The organism is Burkholderia paludis (assembly GCF_000732615.1).
GTDB lineage: Bacteria > Pseudomonadota > Gammaproteobacteria > Burkholderiales > Burkholderiaceae > Burkholderia > Burkholderia paludis.
This window is the reverse complement of sequence record NZ_JPGL01000051.1, coordinates 19207-41312: the sequence shown is the minus strand read 5'-3', so window position 1 is coordinate 41312 and position 22106 is coordinate 19207. Positions and strand designations below refer to the sequence as shown.

The following is a 22106-nucleotide window of genomic DNA, read 5'->3' as shown; positions in this document are numbered from 1 at the left end:
GCGTGATGCCGGGCAACAACGAACCACCCGGCGACAAAACATCGCCCCATCACCGGGCGAAACGAAAACGACAGCGACGCGCCCCGTTGCTCGCCGCCGACACCCGCGCCAGATTCCGCTTGACCGGCGTCTCGCGCGACACGTAACGCCATCATCCACGCGCCTCTCCGGCGCCCGCTTCGCCGCCCGCAAAAATGCATCCGGACGATGCAATTCTGCCCGCTCCCGAACCGCATCGCACACCGTATGATCGCCCCGGCCTTGTCTCAGGGCTGCCCTATGCGCGCCGTCATGTCCCTCCGCTCACGCGCTTCGCCCCAACCACCCAGCAAACATGTCCAACTTCTCACTCATCCTCGTCGTCTCCATGTTGAGCGCCTTTGGCCTGATCGCGTCCGACGTCTACCTGCCCGCGATGCCGTCGATGGCCCACGAATTCTCGATCGGCGCGTGGCAGATGCCGCAAACGGTATCGGCCTACCTGATCGCGCTCGCCTGTGCGCAACTGTTCTACGGCCCCCTCTCCGATCGATGGGGACGCAAACCCGTGCTGACGGCCGGGATCCTCCTGTACATCGCCGGCTCGATCGGCTGCGCAAGCTCGGGCGGCTTCGCGAGCCTGCTCGGCTGGCGCATCCTCGAAGCGCTCGGCGCGGCGTCCGGTCTCGTCATCGGGCGCGCGATCATCGCCGACACCTGCGACAGGAACGCATCCGCGAAGGTCTACAGCATCGTGTATCCGCTCGTGTCGCTGTCCCCGGCAATCGCGCCCGCGATCGGCGGATACCTGGCGGCGTGGTTCGGGTGGCGCAGCGATTTCCTGTTCGTCGCCGCGTTCGGCGTCGTCGCACTCGCGCTCGTGCAGTTTCTTCTGAAGGAAACGCGCCCGCCGGTCGCACCGGGGCAACATCGTGCCGCGCCGCTGGCCGGCTTCTCCAACGTGCTCGGGGATCGCGCGTTCATCCGCTACACGCTCGTCGTCTGTGCAATCTATTGCGCGTGGTTCGTCTACCTGACGCAGTCGCCGTTCATCTTCTCGGGCCTCGGCCTGTCGGAACAGCAAAGCGGCTGGCTCTACCTGCCGCTGACCGCCGGCATCGTTTCCGCCAACCTGGTCTCGCGCCGGATGCTCGACCGGCTCGCCTACGACTCGATCGTCATGGCCGGCGTGGGCTGCTTCGTCGCGGGCGGTATCGCGTTCGTCCTGTGCGAATCGTTGCATGTCAGAGGCGTCGTCGCGATCGTGCTGCCGATGTTGCTCGTCAGCCTGTCGAACGGATCGTCGCTGTCGCTCGCGGTTTCGGGCGCCATCGCGAGCGAACACGGGCGAGCGGCCACCGCGTCCGGGCTGGTCGGGTTCTTCCAGATCGGCAGCGCGTCGCTCGCGGCCACCCTGTCCGGCGGACTGCTCGGTACCGGCAGCCACGTGCTCGCCACGGCCATCCCGTTCTTCGCGATCGTCGCCGCCGTCGCGATCGTGCCCCGCTGGCATGCCGCGCGGCGCACGCCGTCGATGCGCAAGACCCTGCCGCGCTGAGCACGCGGCCTCGCGCCCGCGAACGGCCGGCCGCTATCGATAACGGTCGAACGACGCCGCGATCGCGGCGGTCACCGCCCGCACGCGCGCGGTCCGGTTCAGGTCCGTATGCGAGACGAGCCAGACCTGGTACGGTGCGGCTCGCGTCCGGTCGGGCCAGAGCCGCACCAGCGAATCGTCGTCGTGCGCCATGTACGACGGAAGCTCGCCGATGCCGATGCCCGACCGGATCGCGGTCGCCAGCATCAGGCTCGAACTCACTTGCGCGACCACGCGGCCGCCCTCCATCGGCTCGCCGCACAGCGTGTGGCCCTGGTTGGACGTGACGGAAGGCTGATAGACGACCAGGTCGTGCCCCGCGAAAGCCGCCCCGATCTCGGGGGCGCCGCGCGCATCCAGATACTCGCGACTCGCGAACAACCCGACGTCCCATTCGGCCAGTTTGCGGCGAACGAGATCGGGGTTCTCCGGCATCACGGTCCGGATCGCGAGATCCGCATCGCGCCGCGTCAGGTTGAGCACCTGCACGGTGGTCGTCAGGACCACGTGGACCCCGGGGCATGTCTGCCGGAGCTCCCGTATCGCCGGCACGACGAAGTCCATCGCCAGCGAGTCGGTCGTCGTCACCCGGACCTCGCCTTCGAGTCGGTCGTCCGAACCGTGCGCGCCCCGCTCGAACTCGCACGCCGCCCGCTCCATCGCTTCCGCCGCGCGCAGCGAATGCTCGCCGATCTGCGTCAGCGCATAGCCCGACGACGTCTTCAGAAACAGCTTCGCACCCAGCGCCTTCTCCAGTGCGGTCAGCCGCCGCCCCACCGTCGCCTGATCGACATCGAGAACGACCGCGGCCTCGCGCAGCGTCCCCGCGCGATGAACCGCCAAAAAGACCCGTGCATCGTCCCAATTCATGAATAACGCTCTCTCTCGCCAAAGCCCTGTTGCTCCGTCCGGGACCGATTATACAAGCCGGGCATCGGCCACTCCGACCATACGATCAGGTATCCGAATCAATTGAATCTCCCGCGACTTCCCGATGCGACTCGTCCGCCGCGTCCCGAGCCGACGCACATCGGCTCGCCACAACGTCGCGACGGTTCGGCGACTGAATGCGTCGCGCACGGCAACCGCCGGGGGAACCCGGCGACGCCAGCCGGAAGCCGTCCGGTCGCCCGCCGACGCGACGAAGCAACGAAGCAACGAAGCAACGAAGCAACGAAGCAACAATACACACATCCCTCGCGCGGCCGTCGCCTCAATCATCGGACCCCCGAATACCTCCCATCCGCTATCGCGATTTCCGCTGTCACCGGGATGCCTCTAGACTGGCTACGCCGCACGGCACCGCGGCACGCCCCACAAAAACGATTCCGGGAGATACCCCATGTCCGACCGGCAGGCGCGCCGAGGCGCGCTCAAGACACTCGGCCTCGCGGCCGGCACCGCATTGCTCGCGGCCACGCGCCAGGCTCATGCCGCCGCCCCCGAAACCGGCGCGCTGCTGCCCGGCAGCGCGACCCGCCTCGCCGACCTCACGCGCCGCCTCGCGGCCGCGCCGCGACGGCGCGATTTCAAGACGGTGCCGATGATCCTCGAGCGCCCCGATCAGTGGGATCACGCGGCGCTGGCCGAAGTGATCGGTTATCGCGGCGGGCCGAAGCAGGCGTGGGACAACACCGATCTCGGCGGCCCGTGGCTGAACCTGATGCGCAATTCGCTGAACGCGCAGATCTGGTCGTACGGCCATCCGGATTTCCTCGTCGTGTCGGCGACGCACGGCAGCGCGCACCTCGCGCTGTTCGACCAGGCCGCGTGGGACAAATACGGCCTCGCGAAATTCGCCGGCGCCGCGTTCCCGGCCAACACGCTGCTCGACGCGAAGCCCGCGCAATCGAACGGCGCGCAGGGTCACGAGTCGCCCGACGGCGCGTTCTCGCTGCACGACAACAGCATTGCCGCGCTGCAGCAGCGCGGTGTCGTGTTCCTGTCGTGCCACAACGCGATCTGGGAGCTCGCGGACCGGCTCGACGGTGCGAACGCGAACCCCGACAAGCTGCCGCTCGACGCACTCGCCGCCGACCTGACCAACCACGTGATTCCGTCGGCAATCGTCACGCCGGGTGCGGTCGGTACGCTGCCCGAGCTGCAGCTGGCCGGTTTCACGTACGCCAAATGAGCCCCGCAATGACATCGATCCAGACGCCCCCTTCGACACCGCGCAGCCCGCGCCGCGCGCTGCGCGCCGTGCTGGCCGCGTGGCTGTGCTGCGCATCGGCGCTGCCGCTCGCCGCGCCCGCGGATACCGCCGCAACCGTCTTTCCGCCGTGGCAGGACGGCCGCAACAACGACGCGACACGGCGCGGCCTCGAATTCACGGTGCCGCAGGTCGACGTGCTCGCCGATTTCCACGGCGACCTCACCGCGCCGAAGCTGGTGCTGTTCGTCGGCGGCAACTACTTCTTCGCGATGGCGCCGCTCGTCGCGAAGTTCGAGGAAGATCATCCCGAGTACCGCGGCCGCATCTACTGGGAAACGATTCCGCCCGGCCTGCTCGTGACGCAGATCCACGCGGGCGGCACGATCACCGTCGGCAACATGACGTGGACGGTCAGGCCCGACGCGTATTTCGCGGGGCTCGGCAAGATCGACGGGCTGATCGCGGACGGCACGCTCGAAGGCCCGGCCGTGCCGTACGTGACGAACCAGCTCGCGATCATGGTGCGCGCCGGCAACCCGAAGCACATCGCATCGCTGAACGATCTCGCGCGGCCCGACGTGAAGCTCGCGATGCCGAATCCGGCCTTCGAAGGCGTCGCGCGGCAGATCCGCGCATCGCTCGTGAAGGCCGGCGGCGACGCACTCGCGCGCACCGTCTACGACGACAAGGTGCGCGCCGGCACGACCGAGCTCACGCACATCCACCATCGGGAAACCGCGCTGTTCCTGATGCAGGGGCGCGCGGACGCCGGCGTGCTGTGGCAGTCCGAGGCGGCGTTCCAGGAACAGGTCGGGCATCCGCTGATGCACATCGACATTCCGGCCGAGCAGAATACGACGGCGATCTATGCGGGGGCGATGGTGAAGGACGCCCCGCACCCGGAAGCCGCACGCGCGTGGCTCGCGTTCATCCGGTCGCCGGACGCGTTCCGGATCTTCCAGCGCTACGGCTTCGGCCGATACGATACGGCGGCGCCGCCGTCGCACCTCACGCCCGGGCAGGACCGGCCCGCCGCGGGCTGACGGCTGACGGCCGCCGCACGCGCGCCAGACGACAAGGAGGGGACACATGAACGATACGGTCGACATACCGCGACGCCGGTTCGCGCCGCTGCTGCTCGCCGCGGCCGCGCTGCTGGCCGGCCGCGCGCACGCGGACGACGCGACGCCCGGCAGGATGATCGCGACGCAGGGCACGGCCACGGGCGTCGCCGCCTGCATCGGCTGCCACGGCAGTCATGGCGAAGGCAACGCGGCGGCCGGCTTCCCGCGCCTCGCGGGCATCCACGCCGCGTATCTGTCCGCGCAGCTCGCCGCGTTCGCGGACGGCAGCCGCCAGAGCCCCGTCATGCAACCGCTCTCGAAACAGCTGTCGCCGCGCGAACGCGACGCGGTATCCGCGTACTTCGCGAGCCTGCCCGCACCGGCCGGCGTCCCGACGCCCGACGGCGCGTCGATCGATCCGGCGAACACCGGCGCGTGGCTCGCGACGCGCGGACGCTGGTCGCAGGGGCTGCCCGCGTGCGCGCAGTGCCATGGCCCCGGCGGCCTCGGCGTGGGCGCCGCGTTTCCGCCGCTCGCGGGGCAGCCGGCCGCGTACCTCGCCGGCCAGTTGCACGGCTGGAAACACGGCCTGCGCCCGCCCGGGCCCATGGCGTTGATGCCGATGATCGCCGGCAAGCTGTCCGACGCCGACATCGACGCGGTGGCGGCCTACTATGCGCGCGGCGGCGCCGCCCAGGGAGACAAGCGATGATCGACCGCACGACGCTGATCCGCACCGCCCGCGCGACGCTGCTCGGCGCGGCCTGGCTACCCGCGCTCGCCTTCGCGGCCGCGCCGCAGGACGCCCCGGCCGCCGCCTCCACGCCCGCCGCGACCACCGCCACGGTGGCGGCGACGAAACCGTTCGCGCCGCCCGCCGAATCCGCGATCCCCGCCGACGCGTTCGGCAAGGCCGTGAAGCTCGGCGAGCAGATCTTCCTGCACACGCCCGAGTTCGCGGGCAAGTACGTCGGCAACAAGCTGACCTGCGCGAGCTGCCACCTCGACGCGGGCCGCCGGCCCGACTCGAGCCCGATGTGGGCCGCGTACCTGCTGTATCCGGCGTACCGCAACAAGAACGGCCACGTGAACACGTTCGCGGAGCGCCTGCAGGGGTGCTTCCGCTACAGCATGAACGGCAAGGCGCCGCCGGCCGGCGACCCGATCCTCGTCGCGCTGGAAACCTATTCGTACTGGCTCGCGACAGGCGCGCCGGTCGGCGCGAAGCTGCCGGGGCAGGGTTTCCCGAAACTGCCGCCGCCCGCGCGGCAGGCCGACTATGCGCGCGGCGCCGCGGTCTACACGCAGCACTGCGCGCTGTGCCACGGCGCGGACGGCCAGGGGCAGTCGAGCGGCGGCCACGCGGTCTTCCCGGCGCTGTGGGGCGCGCGCTCGTTCAACTGGGGCGCGGGAATGGGCGACATCCGCAACGCGGCCGGCTTCATCAAGGCCAACATGCCGCTCGGGCTCGGCGGCACGCTGACCGATCAGGAGGCGTGGGACGTCGCGACCTTCATGGACAGCCACGAGCGTCCGCAGGACCCGCGCTTCACGGGCTCGGTACAGGACACGCGTGCGAAATTCCACGACGCGCCCGATTCGATGTACGGGCGCAGCGTGAACGGACATGTGCTCGGCGCGCCCTGACGCGGCGTCCGGGCGTCCGGGCGGCCGGCGCGGCGCGGCCCGGGCGCTCACGGCCGCCAGCGATACACGATCATGCTCGTGCCGTTGTAGTTGTCCTTCGTGATCACGTATTCGCCGGTCGAGCGCAGGTACGCGCGGATCCCGTACATCGAGTCGACGTCGTTGCCGACGTCCATCGCCGACGCGTTCGAGTTGGTCAGCGTCGCGACGAGGGCGCCGGTGTCGAGATCGAACACGTCGACGTTCGGCACGGTGTGCACGTAGCCGACGAACAGGTAGCGGCCGGCCGCCGCGATCGATTTCGGGTTCGCGCTCGTCAGGTCGATCACCGGGTTCGGCGCGCCGGTGTTGCCGCCTTTCCAGCCGTGATAGACCTCGATGTGCCCGTTCATCGCCGTCCAGTCCCAGCTGCCCGCGAGCCCCTGCGCGAGGATCATCGTGTCGCTGTCCGACTGGTAGACGATGCGCGTGACCGGCGCCACGGTGCCCGGCACGGCGGTCGTCGACGGCTTGCCCCATGACGGCTTGCCGGTCGCGTCGAAGCCCGTCATCGGGTAACGGGTAATCGCGTCGGTTCCGTTCAGCCCGGCCCAGACGTCGCCGTTGCCGTCGATCGCGAAGCCCGCGGTGACCTGCAGCGTCGTGTTGAACGGCTTGCCCGGCAGCGAGCCGGCCGGATTCGCGATGTAGCCGCTCGCGGGAGTGAAGTAGTAGAAGTTGAAGTTGCCGGGGTTCTGGCCCGACGCGACGAGAATCCGGTTGCCGCCGACCGTCACGAGCTGGCCGAAGTGCTGGCCGCGCTGGTAGTCGTTCATGTCGAGGCGCGGGTCCTTCGGGTACGTGAACGGATCGATCGTGTTCGCGACGAACGTGCCGCCCGCCGAGCCTGTATACACGTTGTTGCCGCTGTAGAAGAACGCGCCGTCGGTCGACGGGTCGGGCGCGGCGATCGCCTCGAAGTTCAGCGCCTGCAGCTTCCATTGCAGCGCACCCGTCGGGCCGTACGCGTGGAGGTCGGTGCTGCCGTTGCGTCCGAGATCCCAGCCCCCGCCCCACGCGTTGTCGAGCACGTACAGGTTGCCGCCGGAATCCTTGCCGATGCCGACCACGCGCGTGAAGCGCTTGTCGCCGACCTGCCCCTTGATGCCCGTCGTCGTGTCGAGATAGCCGCCCTGCACGCCGAACGTGCCGATCTGCTGCGGCGCCCCGGCGAGACGGTAGATCTTGATGTTCATGTCCGGGCCCTGGTCGCCCACCATCAACTGCCCCATCGACGCATCGAAATACAGCGCCGACGGCCGCGCGCCGGCCGCCACCTGGATCGTGTTCATCAACGTGCCGGTCGGGCTGTACTGCACGACCACGCCCGCGCTCATGCGCGCCACCCACAGGTTGCCCGCCGCATCGAGCGCCAGCGCGCCGGGCCCGGTTACGCCGATGTCGCGCTGCCAGACGCCGTCCGTCGTGTAGACGCGCACGCGGTTGCCGTAGAAATCGCTCGCATACAGCAGGTTGCCGGCCGTCGCGAGGCCGGTGATCACGTCCGGGTTCGGGAGGCCCGTCCACGTGCTGACCGGGATGCGCAGGTCGCGCCGGTTCGTCGTGCGGTCGTAACGGCCGACCGAGCCGCTGCCGAAGGTGCGGTTGTAGCCGAGCGCGACGAAGATCGACGTCGCGTTGCCGGTAATCGCGCCGCCCTGGAGTTCGTCGTGAATGCCGATCGTGCCCATCGTCTGGCCGTTCCGGTAAAGCGCGACGCCGCCCGCGTTCTCGTCCCAGCGCGATGCCGTGTAGACCACGCCCTCGGGCGCGACCCACATCGAGCGCGCGGCGTTGCCGACATGCGCGGCCAGCGTGCCGTACGTGTTCGCGAGCCAGTCGGTCGAGTACCCCACTTGTGCGTGGCTCGCAGGCGTCAGCATCGCCATGCACGTTCCGAGCAATACCGCGCGAATCCGTTTCATCGACATGAATAGTGCTCCCGGACGATCGTTTGCCGATACTGTAAATCGCAGCACATTAAATATGGATGATTCAGGCCGATACGCATTGTCCGTTCCCCGAATTGTTCGGCACATTTTTTTATCCGCCGCGCCACTCCGCCAGAGACGGTCAGTCCCGCTCGATGCGCCGCCGCGGCTTGCCGGGCGCACCGTTCCGGTAGGTTTCACCGGCATTTTCTTCCGCACCACACGCACGCAAATGCGTCATTTTTCCTGAAGCGACCGTATTGCCTTTTTCATTCCACAAAAACGGTTCCGATGATTACAAATCGAAATTTAAATGAAAGAGAAAAAATAATGCTCGGCGCAATCGCCATAACGCGATCCGGCGCGGCAGCAGGAATGGGGGAAAGGCGGGAACGCCGCGCGCCGGCCATGCCGGCACGCGGCCGCAGTCATTCGGACAATGACGTCGAACGTCGGGCCGCTCCGGTCGTCGACGGATTCCGACGGCGCATCGGCGACGTCGCGGGCGCAAGCGTGCCGCGCAGCCCGTATCGGCTGCCGACACCGTTGCGCCCGCAACGATCGTGCCGCGTCGGGACAGCCGTCAGAACTTCTGGCGCAGGCCGACGCTGACGATCGCCTGCGACCGCGAATCGGACGAGTGACCGTTCGCCTTGTCGGACACCGACGCGGTCGCGGCCACCGGGCGGCCGAGCGCATCGAGCGTCATGCCCGACGCATGCTGGTACGCGCCGAGCAGGTACACGCTGGTGCGCCGCGACAGATCGTAGACCGCGCCGAGCGTCACGTTGTGGTATTGCGCGCGGTCGTCGATGCCGTCGACATCGCTGCCGCGCGTGTAGCTGTAGCCCGCGAACAATTGCGTCTGCGGCCGCACGTTCCAGCGCGTGAACACGCCCGCGACGTTGAACGTCGCGCGGCCGGTGAACAGCGACTGGCCGCCGCTGCGGTACTGCACGTTGCTGTAGTTCACGCCGACGACGGCCGCGCCGAAGTCGTACGTCGCGCCGGTCGAGACGATCTGCTGCGACTGCGCACTCGCGTAGCCCTCGTTGATCGACGAGTTGAACAGGCCGTCGTCGGTGCCCTGCCACTTGCCCGTCGTCGGGTCGGTCGCGCCGGTCTTGCTGTTGTCCGCGCGCTCGTAGCCGACGCCGAACCGCAGCGGGCCTGCCGCGTACGCCGCGCCGACGCTCCACGTGTTGCGCTGCTTCATGCTGCCCGGCTGGCTGCCGAAGCCGTACAGCGCACCGAACGTGAAGCCCGAGTAGTTCGCGCTGGTGAACTTGATCGAGCTGTCGACGCGCGCGGTCTGGTCGAGATCGTCGATATCGCCCGGGTGCGCGCCGAACCCGCCGATGAACGACGACGGGCCGACCGGGCTCACGAAGTCGTCGAGCGACGTGTACTGGCGACCGAGCGTGACCGTGCCGTAACGGTCGCTGCCGACGCCGAAGAACGCCTGGCGGCCAAACTGGCGGCCGCCCTGGCCCGACGTGCCGTTCGTGATGTCGAAGCCGTTCTCGAGAACGAACAGCGCGCGCATCCCGCCGCCGAGATCCTCTTTACCCTTGATGCCCCAGCGGCTGCCGGTCAGGTTGCCGGTCGTCAGCGCGACGTCCGAATGGCCGGTGTACGCGCCCGCCGAGCCGACCCGTTCGTTGCTGCGATAGGTCACGCCTGCGTCGACGACGCCGTACAGCGTCACGGAGCTTTGCGCGGACGCGATGCCCGCGAACGAGAGCAGCAGCGGGGCTGCGATCAGTTGCTTGTTCATGATTGTGTGTCTCCGGGCGTCGAACCCGTTGTTCTGGCTGGCTGTTGCGAGTAGTGGTGACGCGCGCGGGCGACGAGATTCGCCGGCGGTGCGAGGCCGGCGCCGGCCGCGCGCGACGACGCGGCGGGCATGCCCGCTGCGGCCGCCATGGTAAATGGAACCGGTTCCATTCGAAAGCAAGACAATGAAAACAGTTTCTTGCCAGAATTGAGATAGTCGAACGGGAGCGCCGTGTACGCGATGCGCCGTGCCTGTATGCCGCGCGTGGCGCTGCGCCCCGCCGATCGTCGAACGCATCCATCGGGAGTGACTTCATGCACGAAACGACCCCGCTGCACTTCGCCGGCATCGCGCCCGCCGGCCCGGCCGGCGGCTCGCGCTGCGGCGTGCGCCGCGCGGCCCGCGGCTTCGCGGGCGCAATGCGGTCCGGCCGCGCGCTGCCCGGCGCACACGCGGCGCAACCGCCGAAGCGCGCGGGCGTGCCGTGCCTCGACCGCACGGACGGCACGCTGCGGCTCGCGCCGACCGGTTCTCCGGCGCCGTACCGGCGTCAAGCCGCGTAGGGGGCCGCGCCGATGAGAATCGCCGCACCGCCCCGCTCCGGCGTACCGGGCCTGACACTCCGCCAGCTCGAACGCGCCGACCTCGACGCGTGGTACGCGTATCTGACGAACCCCGACGTCTTCCGCCACACGAGCTGGAACCTGCGCTCGCCCGACGATCTACTTCCGCTGTTCGACGCCATCGAATCGGTCGACCCCGATTCGGTCCGTCGTCTCGCCGTGATCGACGACGCATCGGGCGCGCTCGTCGGGACGATCGGCCTGCATACCGTATCCACCGTGAACCGCTCGGCGGAGATCGCGTACGATCTCGCACCGTCGCACTGGGGGCGTGGGATCGCGAGCGCACTGTGCGAGGCCGTCACCGCGTGGGCATTCGCGGACGGCGGCTTCATACGCATGCAGGCCGTCGTGCTGACCGGCAACGCGGGCTCCGCGCGCGTGCTGCAGAAGTGCGGCTACCGCTACGAAGGGTTGTTGCGCGCGTACAAGATGGTGCGCGGCACGCCGGGCGATTTCGCGATGTACGCGCGCCTCGCGACCGACTGACGCGCAGCCTGCGGCCCCGCCCTCGCCCGCCATTGGACGGCCCGCGCCGAATTGGCGACAATCGCCGTTCCCTGGCCCGACGGCCGCCATGAAGATTGCCGCGCGCTCCGACATCCACGGCAAGCTCGACGCGGTGCTCGACGGCGTCCACCGCCGCGTCGCGCGGCCGCGACGACTGGAGCGTCGCGCTACGCACCGGCCGGTGCTGACGCCCGCGCATTCTCCCTCCACCCCGCTTCGTTTCCTGGAAAACCGCGCCATGCCTGTACCGTCGCAACTGCTCTTCCTGCCCGGCGCCTCGGGCAGCACCGCCTTCTGGCAACCGCTCGCCAGCCGCCTGACGCATCCGGCCGAGCGCCGGATCGTCGGCTACCCGGGCTTCGGCGACACGCCGCGCGATCCGTCCGTCGACGATTTCGACGGCCTCGTGCGTCACGTGCTGGCACCGATCGACCGGCCAACCGCCGTGATCGCGCAATCGATGGGCGGCGTGATCGCGATGCGCGCGGCGCTCGACAAACCCGGCCTGATCACGCACCTCGTGCTGACGGTCACGTCCGGCGGACTCGACATGGAAGGGCTCGGCGCGCAGGACTGGCGCACCGGTTTCGCGGAAGCCAACCCGCAGCTTCCCGACTGGTTCCTGACGTTCCGCGCCGACCTGTCGCGGGACATCGGCCGCATCGCGCAACCGACCCTGCTGCTGTGGGGCGACGACGACCCGATCAGCCCCGTCGCGGCCGGCCGGCGCCTGCTCGAACGCTTGCCCGACGCGCAGCTGCATGTCGTGCCGGGCGGCCGGCACGATCTCGCGGCCGTGCATGCGCAGACGCTCGCGCCGCTCGTCGATGCGCATCTGCAGCGCGTGTGACGTCGCACGCATCGGCTTCGGCTTCGACTTCGACTTCGACGTCAGCTTCGGTTTTGGTTTCGTCGCGCCCCGGACACCGCGCGGCTCACACGCCGTCCCTCGTCACCCCGCATTGCGCAGCGTGAGCCGCGCCTCCAGCCCGCCACCGTCCGCCCGGTTGCTCAGCACGAGCGTGCCGCCCATCGCAAGCGCGAGTTGCCGCGCGATCGCGAGGCCGAGCCCGGTGCCGCCCGTCTCGCGGTTGCGCGACGTTTCCACGCGCCGGAACGGCTCGAACACCGCGTCGAGCTGATCGTCCGGAATGCCGGGCCCGCGGTCGAGCACCGCGATCACCGCGCCGCCGTCCGGCGCGGCCTGCACGTCGATTTCGGCGGCGCCCGCGAACTTCAGCGCGTTGTCGACGAGGTTGCCGACGATGCGGCGCAGCGCCTTCGGCCGCGTGACGAGCGCGAGCGGCGCGCGGCTGTGCAGCGCGACGTCCTGCCCCGCATCCGTGTAGTCGCACACGATGCTGTCGAGCAGCGCATCGAGATCGATGCGGCGCGCGGCCTCCTCGGTGCCGTGCAGCGTCCGCGCGTACGCGACGCCCTCCTTCACCAGATGCTCCATCTCCAGCAGATCCTGGCGCAGCTTCGCGCCTTGCGCGTCGTCGTCCATCACGTCGACGCGCAAGCGCATCCGCGTGATCGGCGTCTGCAGGTCGTGCGAAATCGATGCGAGGATCTGCATGCGTTCGGTCATGTACTGCGCGATGCGGTCCTGCATCGCGTTGAACGCACGCGCGGCGCGCGCGACCTCCGACGGCCCGCCTTCGTTCAGGCGCTCGCCCTTCAGGTCGGGGCCGAGCGCGTCGGCGGCCTGCGCGAGCTGCTTGAGCGGCCGGGTCGCGAGCCGCACCGCGAGCCAGCAGCACGCGGCCAGCACCGCGAGCTGCACCGCCAACACGACCGGCAGCCAGCCCGACAGCGGCACCGTCGACATCGGATGGATGTCGATCGTCAGCGGCGAGCCGTCGGTCAGGCGCAGATGCACCTGCAGATGCTCGCGGTCGCCGGGGATCGCGTTCGCGGTCAGCGGGTAGTCGCCGCCGATGCCGTCCGAGATCGACCGCTCGACGCGCGCCGACAGCCGCGCTTCCGGCGGCGTGCCGGTCTCGCCGGGCCCGAGGATGAACGCATAGCTGCGCCGCGCGAGGCGCGGCAGCCAGGCCGCCCGCTCGGCGGGCGGCAGGTGGTCGAGCAGCGCGACCGAGCTTGCCACCTCGCGCTCGATGTAGCCCATCATCAGGTTGGTGGTCGCCTGGTCGCGCTCGGTCACGGTGAGCCAGAACGACAGCGTCTGCGCGAGCGCGAGGCCCACGCACAGGATCAGCGCGAGCCGCGCGAACAGCGAGCGCGGCCAGCGCCACGGCATACGCGCGCTCATGGCGTACCGTCGACGGCGGTCACGGCCGACGAGAACACGTAGCCCTCGTTGCGCAGCGTCTTGATGTAGCGCGGCTCGCGCGCGCCGTCGCGCAGGCGCTGGCGCAGCCGGCTCACCAGCAGGTCGATCGAGCGGTCGAACGGGTCGGACTGCCGCCCCTGCGTAAGGTTGAGCAACTGGTCGCGGGTCAGCACGCGTTGCGGATGGTCGAGAAACACGCGCAGCAGCCGGTATTCGGCGCCGCTCAGCGCGACCAGCGTGCCTTCGGCGTCGAGCAGGTGGCGCCCGGTCGTGTCGAGCCGCCATTCGCCGAACGCGAGCATCGCGGCCGTTTCCGTCACCTGCATGCCGGGCGGCAGCATGCGCGCGCGGCGCAGCACCGAGCGGATTCGCGCCAGCAGCTCTCGCACCGCGAACGGCTTGGCCAGGTAGTCGTCCGCGCCCATCTCGAGGCCGATGATGCGGTCGGTTTCCTCGCCGCGCGCGGTCAGCATCAGCACCGGCACCGTGCGGAACCGGCCCGCGCGCAGGTCGCGGCACAGCGCGAGGCCGTCCTCGCCCGGCAGCATCAGGTCGAGCACGATCAGGTCCGGCGCACCGTCGTCCAGCGCGTTGCGCATCTCGCGGCCGTTCGCGGCCAGCGACACGCGCATGCCGTTCTTCTCCAGATAGTCCGCGATCAGTTCGCGGATCGCGCGATCGTCGTCGACGATCAGCACGTGATCGATCTTGTCCATGGGTCGTGTCGGGTTCGAGGTGGCCGGGCAGGCGATGCCCGCTTTTATACCGCACGGCGGGCCCGCGTTTGTATCCCAATGTATCGCGCCGCCATGACGACACACAACGTTGCACACGCGCGGCCGGCCGGACACATCGCAGATACGTCCGCGCCGCCTAATGGGGCCTGTCGAAACCCGTCCGGCCGCCGCCTCCGCGCGGCGGCCTCCCGCTCAGGAGAACGCCATGCCGACCCGCCTCAAGACCGCCGCCCTCGTCATCGCCCTCGCCGCCATGGCCGGGCTCGCCGCCTTCGCCGGCACCCGCGACGACGCCGGCATGCCGGCCTCGCAGGCCGGTACGGCGGCGCCCGATTTCGCGGGCATCGATCGCTGGCACAACAGCGCGCCGCTCACGCTCGGCCAGTTGCGCGGCAAGGTCGTGCTCGTCGATTTCTGGACGTACTCGTGCATCAACTGCATTCATACGATTCCGTACGTGAAGGAATGGGACCGGAAGTATCGCGACCAGGGGCTCGTCGTGGTCGGCGTGCATACGCCCGAATATCCGTTCGAACGCGACGCGGGCAACGTCGCCGACGCGATCCGGCGCTTCGGCATCCGGTATCCGGTCGCGCAGGACAACCGCTACGACACGTGGCGCGCGTACGGCAACCAGTACTGGCCCGCGCTGTACCTGATCGACGCGCACGGCAAGGTCGTCTATACGCGCTACGGCGAAGGCGGGTACGACACGACCGAGGCCGCGATTCGCGAAGCGCTCGCGCAGGCGGGAGACGGTGCGAAGGGCGCACCGCACGCGCAGTGACGCGCCGGCGCGCGGGCCCGCCCGCTCCGGGCGCTCACGTGCGCTTCGCGTCCGCCGCCTCGATCATCGCTTCCCCGATCGCGAGGTTGCCGTTCGCGACCAGCGCGTCGCCCGCGCCGCGGATATCCGCCTCGTCCTTGTTCTGCCCGAGCTTGCGCTTGCCGACGAACCGCGTGATCTCGATCTGCAGCCCGACGATCGACTGCACCATCATGTCGAGATAGTCCTTCGGCGCGTCGCCCATCTTCCACGGCGCCGGCTGCGACGCTTCGTGCGTGCGCGTCAGCCGCGCGACCACGCCGCGCACGAACTTCTCGTCGTCGCGCACCGTGATGCGCCCGTGCGCATGCACGACCACGTAGTTCCACGTCGGCACCTGCCGGTGCGCGACGTGCTTGCTCGGATACCAGGTCGGCGAGATATAGGCGTCGCCCCCACGAAAGATCACGAGTACCTCGTCGCCGTTCGCGACCTCCTGCCAGACCGGATTCGCGCGCGAGACGTGCGCGTGCAGTTCGCCGAGCCCGCCGTCGACGCGTACCAGTTCGAACGGGATGTGAATCGCGTCGAGTCCGTTCCTGCCGTGCGTGATCAGGCTGCCGAACGGGTGCTGCACGATCAGGTCGTGCAGCACGTCGGGGTTGGGCTCGTTGAATTCGGCGGGGACGTACATGTCGGCTCCATGGTCGTGCGGGGTTGAACGGGAACGGGCGCCGGCCCGTCATCCGCCGATTGTGATCGCAAACTGGTTTATGCTGTAGAACCGGTTTGGAACAATTTGAGCAGACCAGAATCATGGCAAGAACGGCCCGCAACGTCGACATCCCGTCGCTCGGCGCGCTCGATCGCTCGGCGGGCGACCTGAGCCGCCAGCTCGCGCAGGCGCTGCGCGACGCCGTGCGCCGCGGCGACGTCCGCCCGGGCGACACGCTGCCGTCCACACGGCTGCTGGCGGCGGCGCTGCAGGTGGCGCGCGGCACCGTCGTCGATGCGTACGCGCAACTGATCGCCGAGGGCTTTCTCGAATCGCGCGGCGGCGCGGGCACGCGGGTCGCCCACGCGCTCGCGGAGCCGCCGCCCGCCGACGCGCTCGTGCCACCCGCCCGGCGCCGGCCGGCGCCCTCCGGGCTGCCCGAGCCGGCCGCCACCTTCGCGCGGATCGCCGACGAGTTCCGCCCGCTGCCGGCGATGCCGTTCGCGATCTCGGTGCCGATCGGCCTCACCGCGCCCGACGACATCTGGCGCCGGCTCGGCAACCGCCTGCGCGCGCGCGGCGCGGGCGCGCCGTCCGGCTATGCCGATCCGCAAGGCGCGTTGCCGCTGCGCGAGGCGATCGCCGACTACGTGCGCCGGTCGCGCTCGGTGCGCTGCCATGCCGGCCAGGTCGTGATCACGAGCGGCACGCAGCAGGGGCTGCATCTCGCGAGCCGGATCCTGCTCGGCGAACACGATCGGGCCTGGGTCGAGAATCCGGCCTATCGCGGCATCACCGCGCTGCTCGAAAGCTCCGGGCGACCCGATGCGATGGTGCGCGTGCCGGTCGACGCCGACGGTCTCGACGTCGATGCAGGCGTGCGCGTCGCGCCGGATGCGCGCGCCGCGTTCGTCACGCCGTCGCACCAGTACCCGCTCGGCATGCCGCTGAGCATGGCGCGGCGCAACGCGCTGCTCGCGTGGGCGCGCACGCATCGCGCGTGGATCGTCGAGGACGACTACGACAGCGAGCTGCGCTACGAAGGCCATCCGTTCCCGTCGCTGCAAGGCCTCGATCCCGATCGCGTGATCTATCTCGGCACCTTCAGCAAGATCCTGTTTCCGTCGCTGCGGCTCGGCTACGTGATCGCGCCCGACGATCTCGTGCCGGCATTCTGCGGCGCACGCGCGCTGATGGATCGCCATGTACCGACCGCCGACCAGCACGTGCTGGCCGCGTTCATCGCGGAAGGCCATCTCGACCGCCACATCCGCCGCGTGCGCGGCGTGTATGCGGAGCAGCGCGCGCATCTGATCGACACGCTCGGCGCGCGGCTGCCGCGCGAACGCGCGTGGGTGCAACCGGGCGACCAGGGAATGCACGTCGTGCTGTGGCTCGCGGAAGGGATCGACGATCTCGACGTGGTCGCGCGCGCGGCGCAAGCCGGCGTCGCGGTGCGCGCGGTGTCGCCGATGTTCGCACCGGGCACCGCCCGCCCGGGGCTCGTGCTCGGCTTCGGCGGGTTCGGCCGCGCACAGATGGAAGCGGCCGCGCAGCGGCTCGCGGACGTGGTCGCCACAGCCGCCGGCGTCGCGCCGCGCTGATCGGGCAGCCCTCGCGCGACGCCCGGCCGGCCGCGATGCGCGGCCCCGCGTTGCCGGCGCGCGCGCCGACCGCGCCGGCATGCGGGCCGGTGGCCGGCTTCAGCCGCGCGTCGTCGTCGCGCGCCCGTCCGCGTACAGCCAGACCGACACGCCGTCGTCGCGCATCGCCGCGACCGGTTCGCCGTTGCGCCAGCGTTGCGCGATCGCGGCGCGGCGGACATGCCAGGGCATCAGAAACGTGCGCGCGGCGTTGCCGTCGAACAGCGCGTCGTCGCCGATCCTCGTGTATCGGGCCGGATGCAGCACGGTGCCGTCCGCACGGAACACGCCCGCGCGCATGTCGCCGCCGTCGCACTCCACGCCGGCCAGCCAGCCGTAACCGTTACCGAAGAACAGGCCGGCCACATCGTCGCATCGCCCCAGCGAAATCGTTGCGCCCGCATCCAGATCGCAGATCGCGAACCGCACCGGCTCGGCCGACTCGATGCCGACCGCATAGCGCGTGAACAGCTCGCGCGGCACCGCCGCGTCGTCCGGCAACCAGGACAGCGCGCCCATGTTCAGGAAGTCGAACGGCGTCAGCACCCGGTCCAGCCCGTCGACGATCGCGCAGCGCCCGTCGCCGCGCCGCACGATGTGGCGAATCGCGCCGGGCTCGGCCACGTCCTCCGTCCGCCCGTCGTCGATCAGCTTCGCGATTTCCGCGTAACGCGGCGCGACGACCGTCCGGCCCTTCAGATCGACGAGGCCCGTGTGCCCGCCCCGCTCCGCGAGAAACGCACCGCATTCGGACGACCATTCGAGCGACGTCCATTCGGGCCGCGCCAGCCATTGCCCGTCGCGGCCGGCCAGCCCCCAGTGCTCGCCCTCGCGCACCGCCACGGCCTTGCCGTCCACGAACTCGTGCGTATCGTCGAAGCGCGGCGGAATCACCCACGCGCCGTTCGTGTCGACGAAGCCCCAGCGCTCGTCCACGCTCGCGGACACCAGCCCGTCGGAAAACTCGCCGACATTGTCGAGCACCGGTTCGAGCATCCACGCGCCGTCCGGGCGCACGAACCCGAAGCGCTCGCCGACGCGCACGCACGCGATGTCGTCCGTGAAGTCCCACACCTCGTCGAACGCGGGCTCGCGCAAAACCTGCCCCCCGGCGACGCCGGCGGACAGCAAACCGACCCGGCCGTCGCGCGCCGCCCACAGCACGAGATGATCGCGCGCGCCGCTGCGCCACAGGCCCGTCCATTCCGGCGGCACGATCACCTCCCACGCATCGTCGCTTTCGCGCCGCACGCCCCACAGGCCGTTGCGCCCGCGAAAGCTGAACGTGTCGTGGTCGAGCCAGTTGCCCTGCACCTCGGCGGGATCGAACATCCCGGCGAACGTCACGCCGCGCGGCGGCTCCTGGCGCGCGAAATAGTGATGCGACAGGCAACCGAAACCGAACCCCCACGCCCAGTCGCGCCAGTCCGGCCGCGCGTCGATCTCGAGCGCATCGCGCACGCCGCGCACGTCGCGAAAGTCCATGCAGTTCGCGACCCGCCACCACAGGCGCGTGCAGGTCACGCGCTCCCGGTCGATGTAGTCGTCCGGATTGCCGTCGAGCCACGACAATTCGTCGAGATTCGCGGAAATCCGCGGCGCGCCGTGCGCCTCGCCGAGCGCGTCGATCGTTTCGCCGAGATGGCGCACCAGCGCATCGAACTGCCGCGCAAGCGCCGGATCGTCGCCGGGCAGCGGATGCGCGACGACGAACGACGCCAGCCGGTCGATGCGCGCCAGCGCCGCACGCGCATCGCTGGCGAGATTCGGCGTGCCGGCGTCGCCGAACACGCGCTGATCCGTGATCGCTTCGCCCGCGCCGCCGTCGGCGAGCAGCAGCCGCCACAGCAGCGGAAAGTGATTGTTGGATTCCGCGAACTCGATCGTCCGCGCGTCGTCGCCGTCACCGGCCTGGAGATAGAGCCATGCTCGATTGCCCATCGGAAGGGTCGCCCTCGTCGTTGTCGTGTCGTCTCGCGCCGATTCGTGCCGATTCGGCCGATTCGCGCGCAACCGGGCGCCAATATAGCGAACGCACGCGAACCGTGCCACACGACACCCGACCGGCAGGGCGCCCGCTCGGGCCGCCGGCGGGCCGATCCTCGGCCGGCGGACACCCGCCCGGCGCTCAGCCCGCCGCGAGCGCGGCGGCCAGCGTGTCGAATTCCGGCGCCCACGCCGCGCGCCACGCGGCCTTCGTCGCGTCGTCCACCCACGCGCCGTCGATCCCGTTCAGCATGAACTGCTTCAGCTCGGCAACGGTGAAGCCGAAATGGCCGAACATCAGCTCCCACGCCTCCGACGGGTTCACCTTGTGCAGCGTCGGATCGTCGGTGTTCGGATGGATCTTCAGGCCGAGGCCCGGCATCTTGCGCATCGGATGCAGTTCCGCCCATTGCTCCGGCGGGAGCGTGCGCAGGTAGTACGAATTCGTCGGCACGACGGTGAAGACGATCCCGCGTTCCGCGTAGCGCGCGCACAGTTCGGGGTTGTCGACGATCGTATAACCGTGGTCGACGCGATCGACCTGAAGCAGATCGACCGCCGTCTCGACGTTGCGCCACGGCATCCCGAACTCGCCCGCGTGCGCGGTCGTGCGAAATCCCGCCGCGCGCGCATTGCGGTAAGCCTTCCAGAACAGTTCCGGCGGCCGGTCGTTCTCGCGATAGTCGATCCCGAGCCCCGCGACTTCGTCCGCGCGATGCGCCTTCATCCACTCGACGATCGCAACCGCCTCGTCCGGGTCCTGCTCGCGGTCGATGCTCGGGATCAGGCGCGCACCGATCCCGAAGTCGCGCGCGGCGTCGCGGATCGCCGTCACGATCGCGGCCTGCGCGTCCGCATACGCGATGCCCGACACGCGCACCGTGCCCGTCGGGTTCCAGAAGAATTCCGCGTGCCGGACGTGGTGCGCGGCCGCGTCCTCCAGATACTCGTACGCGATCCGCCGCAGGTCGTCGGGCCGCGTGAGCAGATACTTGTCGAGCGCGCGCAGCACGTGCAGCACGCCCACCGGCTTTTCGCCGCGCGCGTAAAACGCGTCGATTTCCGCGCGCTCGATCGGCGCGCCGCTGCGCGCCGCGAGCGCGACGAACGTTTCGTGACGCACCGCGCCGAGCAGGTGGCAATGCAGCTCGACCTTCGGCAGCGCGTGGAAGAAGGCGCGATGCGCGGGCGTGATCTCGATGCCCGTGCGCGCGGCCGGGACGTTCCCTGGTGTTCCGTTCATGTCAGTCTCTTGTTGCGGTGGTGCCGATGCGTCGCGCAAGCCGTCTCTCAGTGCGGCTTCACGACGGTCCAGAAGTAATAGCCGAGCGGCATCGCGAGCACGACGAGCCCCCACGACACGTCCCGCCGGCGGCCGGCGAGCAGCTTGACGAGCACGTAGCACAGCAGCCCGCCCGCGATGCCGGTGCCGAAGCTGTTCGACATCAGCGTGAGCAGCACCATCGACATCACGGGCAGCGCATCGGTGAAATCGTCGAAATGCGTGTGGCGGATCGTCGCGAACATCGACAGCCCGATCAGGATCAGCGCCGGCGCGGTGGCCTCCTTCGGGATCGCGAGCGCGACCGGCACGAACAGCAGCATCGCGGCGAACAGCACGGCCGCGGCCAGCGACGACAGCCCGCTGCGGCCGCCGGCCTCGACGCCCGCCGCCGATTCGATCAGCGCGGTCAGCGCTGGGATGCCGAACACCGGCCCGATCGTGGCGGCGAGCGAATCGACGAGGAACGGCCGGTTGATGTTCGGCAGGTTGCCTTGTTCGTCGAGCAGGTTCGCCTTCGCGCCGACCGCGAGCGCGGTGCCGAGCGTCGAGAAGAATTCCGCCGCGAAGAACGCGAACAGGTACGGCGCGGCCGCGAGGCTCAGCGCACTGCCGATGTCGAGCTTGAACGCGATCGGCGCGATGCTGTGCGGCAGCGACACGAACGACGCGGGCAGGTGCGTGACGCCGAGCGGCACCCCGGCCGCCGCCGCGGCCAGAATCGCGATCAGGATCGCGCCGGGCACCTTGCGCGCCTGCAGCACGATCGCGACCGCGAGGCCGATCAGCGCGACGAGCGCGCCCGGCCGCGAGAAATCGCCGAGCGCGAATGCGTTGGTCTTCGCGTTCGCGACGACCATCCCCGCGTTGCGCAGCCCGAGCATCGTGACGAACAGGCCGATCGACGCGCCGAGCCCGAGCTTGATCTGCACCGGGATCAGCTTCATCACCACGCCGCGCGCGCCGAGGATCGTCAGCAGGAAAAACAGCACGCCCGACACGCACGCGATCCCGAGGCCCGTCTGCCAGCCGACGTGCTCGGTGGTCGCGAGCGTCACGCCGATGATCACCGAGCCGCCGATGCCGGGGCCGACGAGGAACGGCAGGTTCGCGTAGAGCCCCATCAGCGTGGTGAACAGCACGAATACGACGATCGTCGCCGTCGTCGCCGCGCCGCGCTCCATGCCGCCCGTCGCGAGCAGCGACGGGATCACGACGAGCAGGTACGCGGCCGCGAGAAACGACGTGACGCCCGCGATCGTCTCGGTGCGCACGCTCGTGCCGCGCGCCGCGAGCGCGAAGCGGCGTTCGAGCCAGTTGGCCGGCGTGCGCGCCGGCATCGTGTCAGTCGCTGACATG

20 protein-coding genes are annotated in these 22106 nt (G+C 69.9%); 10 read left to right on the top strand and 10 right to left on the bottom strand.

What is annotated here, in order from left to right; translation table 11 throughout:
• Positions 1-334 precede the first annotated feature (334 nt).
• Positions 335-1537 (top strand): multidrug effflux MFS transporter, encoded by a 1203-nt coding sequence (locus tag GQ56_RS0127100; protein WP_031401638.1) that lies wholly within the window; start codon positions 335-337, stop codon positions 1535-1537.
• 33 nt (positions 1538-1570) lie between these two features.
• Here the strand turns inward: GQ56_RS0127100 and GQ56_RS0127095 are convergent, their stop codons facing one another.
• On the bottom strand, positions 1571-2446 hold the full coding sequence (locus tag GQ56_RS0127095) for a LysR family transcriptional regulator (RefSeq protein ID WP_031401637.1): 876 nt from the start codon (positions 2444-2446) through the stop codon (positions 1571-1573).
• A gap of 472 nt (positions 2447-2918) precedes the next feature.
• On the opposite strand from GQ56_RS0127095, the gene tetH reads away from it, so the two are divergent.
• The 4 genes from tetH to GQ56_RS0127075 are packed head-to-tail and all read left to right on the top strand — an operon-like array spanning position 2919 to position 6442.
• Positions 2919-3710 carry a thiosulfate dehydrogenase gene (tetH, locus tag GQ56_RS0127090; RefSeq protein WP_031401636.1) on the top strand — a complete coding sequence of 264 codons (792 nt, stop codon included), beginning with the start codon at positions 2919-2921 and terminating at the stop codon, positions 3708-3710.
• Between the two features lie 8 nt (positions 3711-3718).
• Positions 3719-4774 carry a molybdate ABC transporter substrate-binding protein gene (locus GQ56_RS0127085; RefSeq protein ID WP_031401635.1) on the top strand — a complete coding sequence of 352 codons (1056 nt, stop codon included), beginning with the start codon at positions 3719-3721 and terminating at the stop codon, positions 4772-4774.
• Between the two features lie 46 nt (positions 4775-4820).
• On the top strand, positions 4821-5507 hold the full coding sequence (locus GQ56_RS0127080) for a c-type cytochrome (protein ID WP_031401634.1): 687 nt from the start codon (positions 4821-4823) through the stop codon (positions 5505-5507).
• Positions 5504-6442, top strand: coding sequence for a c-type cytochrome (locus tag GQ56_RS0127075; protein ID WP_031401633.1), 939 nt, complete (start codon positions 5504-5506; stop codon positions 6440-6442). The genes GQ56_RS0127080 and GQ56_RS0127075 overlap by 4 nt, the downstream gene beginning before the upstream one ends.
• Positions 6443-6489: 47 nt before the next feature.
• Here the strand turns inward: GQ56_RS0127075 and GQ56_RS0127070 are convergent, their stop codons facing one another.
• From GQ56_RS0127070 to GQ56_RS0127065, 3 genes are all read right to left on the bottom strand, one after another.
• The gene (locus tag GQ56_RS0127070) at positions 6490-8412 is read right to left on the bottom strand and encodes an SMP-30/gluconolactonase/LRE family protein (protein WP_031401632.1); all 1923 of its coding nucleotides are present in this window, start codon (positions 8410-8412) and stop codon (positions 6490-6492) included.
• Between the two features lie 142 nt (positions 8413-8554).
• Positions 8555-8692: a hypothetical protein gene (locus tag GQ56_RS45675; protein WP_160257555.1), complete on the bottom strand. Its 138-nt coding sequence runs from the start codon at positions 8690-8692 to the stop codon at positions 8555-8557.
• 303 nt (positions 8693-8995) lie between these two features.
• Entirely contained in the window at positions 8996-10189 is a 1194-nt protein-coding gene (locus GQ56_RS0127065; protein WP_031401631.1) for a porin, read from the bottom strand.
• A 314-nt stretch (positions 10190-10503) separates the two neighbouring features.
• Between GQ56_RS0127065 and GQ56_RS0127060 the strand changes: the two genes are divergently transcribed.
• From GQ56_RS0127060 to GQ56_RS0127050, 3 genes are all read left to right on the top strand, one after another.
• Complete coding sequence (locus tag GQ56_RS0127060) at positions 10504-10752, top strand: hypothetical protein (protein WP_031401630.1); 249 nt, start codon at positions 10504-10506, stop codon at positions 10750-10752.
• Positions 10753-10764: 12 nt separating this feature from the next.
• Positions 10765-11301: a GNAT family N-acetyltransferase gene (locus GQ56_RS0127055; RefSeq protein WP_031401629.1), complete on the top strand. Its 537-nt coding sequence runs from the start codon at positions 10765-10767 to the stop codon at positions 11299-11301.
• 259 nt (positions 11302-11560) lie between these two features.
• The gene (locus GQ56_RS0127050; RefSeq protein ID WP_031401628.1) at positions 11561-12172 is read left to right on the top strand and encodes an alpha/beta fold hydrolase; all 612 of its coding nucleotides are present in this window, start codon (positions 11561-11563) and stop codon (positions 12170-12172) included.
• 102 nt (positions 12173-12274) lie between these two features.
• Here the strand turns inward: GQ56_RS0127050 and GQ56_RS0127045 are convergent, their stop codons facing one another.
• Positions 12275-13597, bottom strand: a complete 1323-nt coding sequence (locus tag GQ56_RS0127045) for an ATP-binding protein (RefSeq protein ID WP_031401627.1) — start codon at positions 13595-13597, stop codon at positions 12275-12277.
• Complete coding sequence (locus tag GQ56_RS0127040; RefSeq protein ID WP_031401626.1) at positions 13594-14334, bottom strand: response regulator; 741 nt, start codon at positions 14332-14334, stop codon at positions 13594-13596. The genes GQ56_RS0127045 and GQ56_RS0127040 overlap by 4 nt, the downstream gene beginning before the upstream one ends.
• Positions 14335-14560: 226 nt before the next feature.
• On the opposite strand from GQ56_RS0127040, the gene GQ56_RS0127035 reads away from it, so the two are divergent.
• Entirely contained in the window at positions 14561-15142 is a 582-nt protein-coding gene (locus tag GQ56_RS0127035) for a thioredoxin family protein (protein ID WP_031401625.1), read from the top strand.
• Positions 15143-15176: 34 nt separating this feature from the next.
• Here GQ56_RS0127035 and GQ56_RS0127030 read toward each other — a convergent pair whose 3' ends face one another.
• Complete coding sequence (locus GQ56_RS0127030) at positions 15177-15815, bottom strand: FMN-binding negative transcriptional regulator (protein WP_031401624.1); 639 nt, start codon at positions 15813-15815, stop codon at positions 15177-15179.
• A gap of 122 nt (positions 15816-15937) precedes the next feature.
• Between GQ56_RS0127030 and pdxR the strand changes: the two genes are divergently transcribed.
• Positions 15938-17440: a MocR-like pyridoxine biosynthesis transcription factor PdxR gene (gene pdxR / locus GQ56_RS0127025; RefSeq protein WP_031401623.1), complete on the top strand. Its 1503-nt coding sequence runs from the start codon at positions 15938-15940 to the stop codon at positions 17438-17440.
• A gap of 99 nt (positions 17441-17539) precedes the next feature.
• Here the strand turns inward: pdxR and GQ56_RS0127020 are convergent, their stop codons facing one another.
• The 3 genes from GQ56_RS0127020 to GQ56_RS0127010 form a co-directional block, all read right to left on the bottom strand.
• Complete coding sequence (locus GQ56_RS0127020) at positions 17540-19420, bottom strand: WG repeat-containing protein (protein ID WP_031401622.1); 1881 nt, start codon at positions 19418-19420, stop codon at positions 17540-17542.
• Positions 19421-19607: 187 nt separating this feature from the next.
• Positions 19608-20708, bottom strand: a complete 1101-nt coding sequence (gene add / locus GQ56_RS0127015) for an adenosine deaminase (RefSeq protein WP_031401621.1) — start codon at positions 20706-20708, stop codon at positions 19608-19610.
• 47 nt (positions 20709-20755) lie between these two features.
• Positions 20756-22105 (bottom strand): NCS2 family permease, encoded by a 1350-nt coding sequence (locus tag GQ56_RS0127010; protein ID WP_031401620.1) that lies wholly within the window; start codon positions 22103-22105, stop codon positions 20756-20758.
• Between the last annotated feature and the right edge of the window lies 1 nt (position 22106).

Excerpts from the sequence above, each read along its gene's own strand:
- GQ56_RS0127100 (WP_031401638.1), top strand. The coding sequence starts at position 335 with ATGTCCAACTTCTCACTCATCCTCGTCGTCTCCATGTTGAGCGCCTTT.
- GQ56_RS0127095 (WP_031401637.1), bottom strand. The coding sequence starts at position 2,446 with ATGAATTGGGACGATGCACGGGTCTTTTTGGCGGTTCATCGCGCGGGG.
- tetH (WP_031401636.1), top strand. The coding sequence starts at position 2,919 with ATGTCCGACCGGCAGGCGCGCCGAGGCGCGCTCAAGACACTCGGCCTC.
- GQ56_RS0127085 (WP_031401635.1), top strand. The coding sequence starts at position 3,719 with ATGACATCGATCCAGACGCCCCCTTCGACACCGCGCAGCCCGCGCCGC.
- GQ56_RS0127080 (WP_031401634.1), top strand. The coding sequence starts at position 4,821 with ATGAACGATACGGTCGACATACCGCGACGCCGGTTCGCGCCGCTGCTG.
- GQ56_RS0127075 (WP_031401633.1), top strand. The coding sequence starts at position 5,504 with ATGATCGACCGCACGACGCTGATCCGCACCGCCCGCGCGACGCTGCTC.
- GQ56_RS0127070 (WP_031401632.1), bottom strand. The coding sequence starts at position 8,412 with ATGTCGATGAAACGGATTCGCGCGGTATTGCTCGGAACGTGCATGGCG.
- GQ56_RS0127065 (WP_031401631.1), bottom strand. The coding sequence starts at position 10,189 with ATGAACAAGCAACTGATCGCAGCCCCGCTGCTGCTCTCGTTCGCGGGC.
- GQ56_RS0127060 (WP_031401630.1), top strand. The coding sequence starts at position 10,504 with ATGCACGAAACGACCCCGCTGCACTTCGCCGGCATCGCGCCCGCCGGC.
- GQ56_RS0127055 (WP_031401629.1), top strand. The coding sequence starts at position 10,765 with ATGAGAATCGCCGCACCGCCCCGCTCCGGCGTACCGGGCCTGACACTC.
- GQ56_RS0127050 (WP_031401628.1), top strand. The coding sequence starts at position 11,561 with ATGCCTGTACCGTCGCAACTGCTCTTCCTGCCCGGCGCCTCGGGCAGC.
- GQ56_RS0127045 (WP_031401627.1), bottom strand. The coding sequence starts at position 13,597 with ATGAGCGCGCGTATGCCGTGGCGCTGGCCGCGCTCGCTGTTCGCGCGG.
- GQ56_RS0127040 (WP_031401626.1), bottom strand. The coding sequence starts at position 14,334 with ATGGACAAGATCGATCACGTGCTGATCGTCGACGACGATCGCGCGATC.
- GQ56_RS0127035 (WP_031401625.1), top strand. The coding sequence starts at position 14,561 with ATGCCGACCCGCCTCAAGACCGCCGCCCTCGTCATCGCCCTCGCCGCC.
- GQ56_RS0127030 (WP_031401624.1), bottom strand. The coding sequence starts at position 15,815 with ATGTACGTCCCCGCCGAATTCAACGAGCCCAACCCCGACGTGCTGCAC.
- pdxR (WP_031401623.1), top strand. The coding sequence starts at position 15,938 with ATGGCAAGAACGGCCCGCAACGTCGACATCCCGTCGCTCGGCGCGCTC.
- GQ56_RS0127020 (WP_031401622.1), bottom strand. The coding sequence starts at position 19,420 with ATGGGCAATCGAGCATGGCTCTATCTCCAGGCCGGTGACGGCGACGAC.
- add (WP_031401621.1), bottom strand. The coding sequence starts at position 20,708 with ATGAACGGAACACCAGGGAACGTCCCGGCCGCGCGCACGGGCATCGAG.
- GQ56_RS0127010 (WP_031401620.1), bottom strand. The coding sequence starts at position 22,105 with ATGTCAGCGACTGACACGATGCCGGCGCGCACGCCGGCCAACTGGCTC.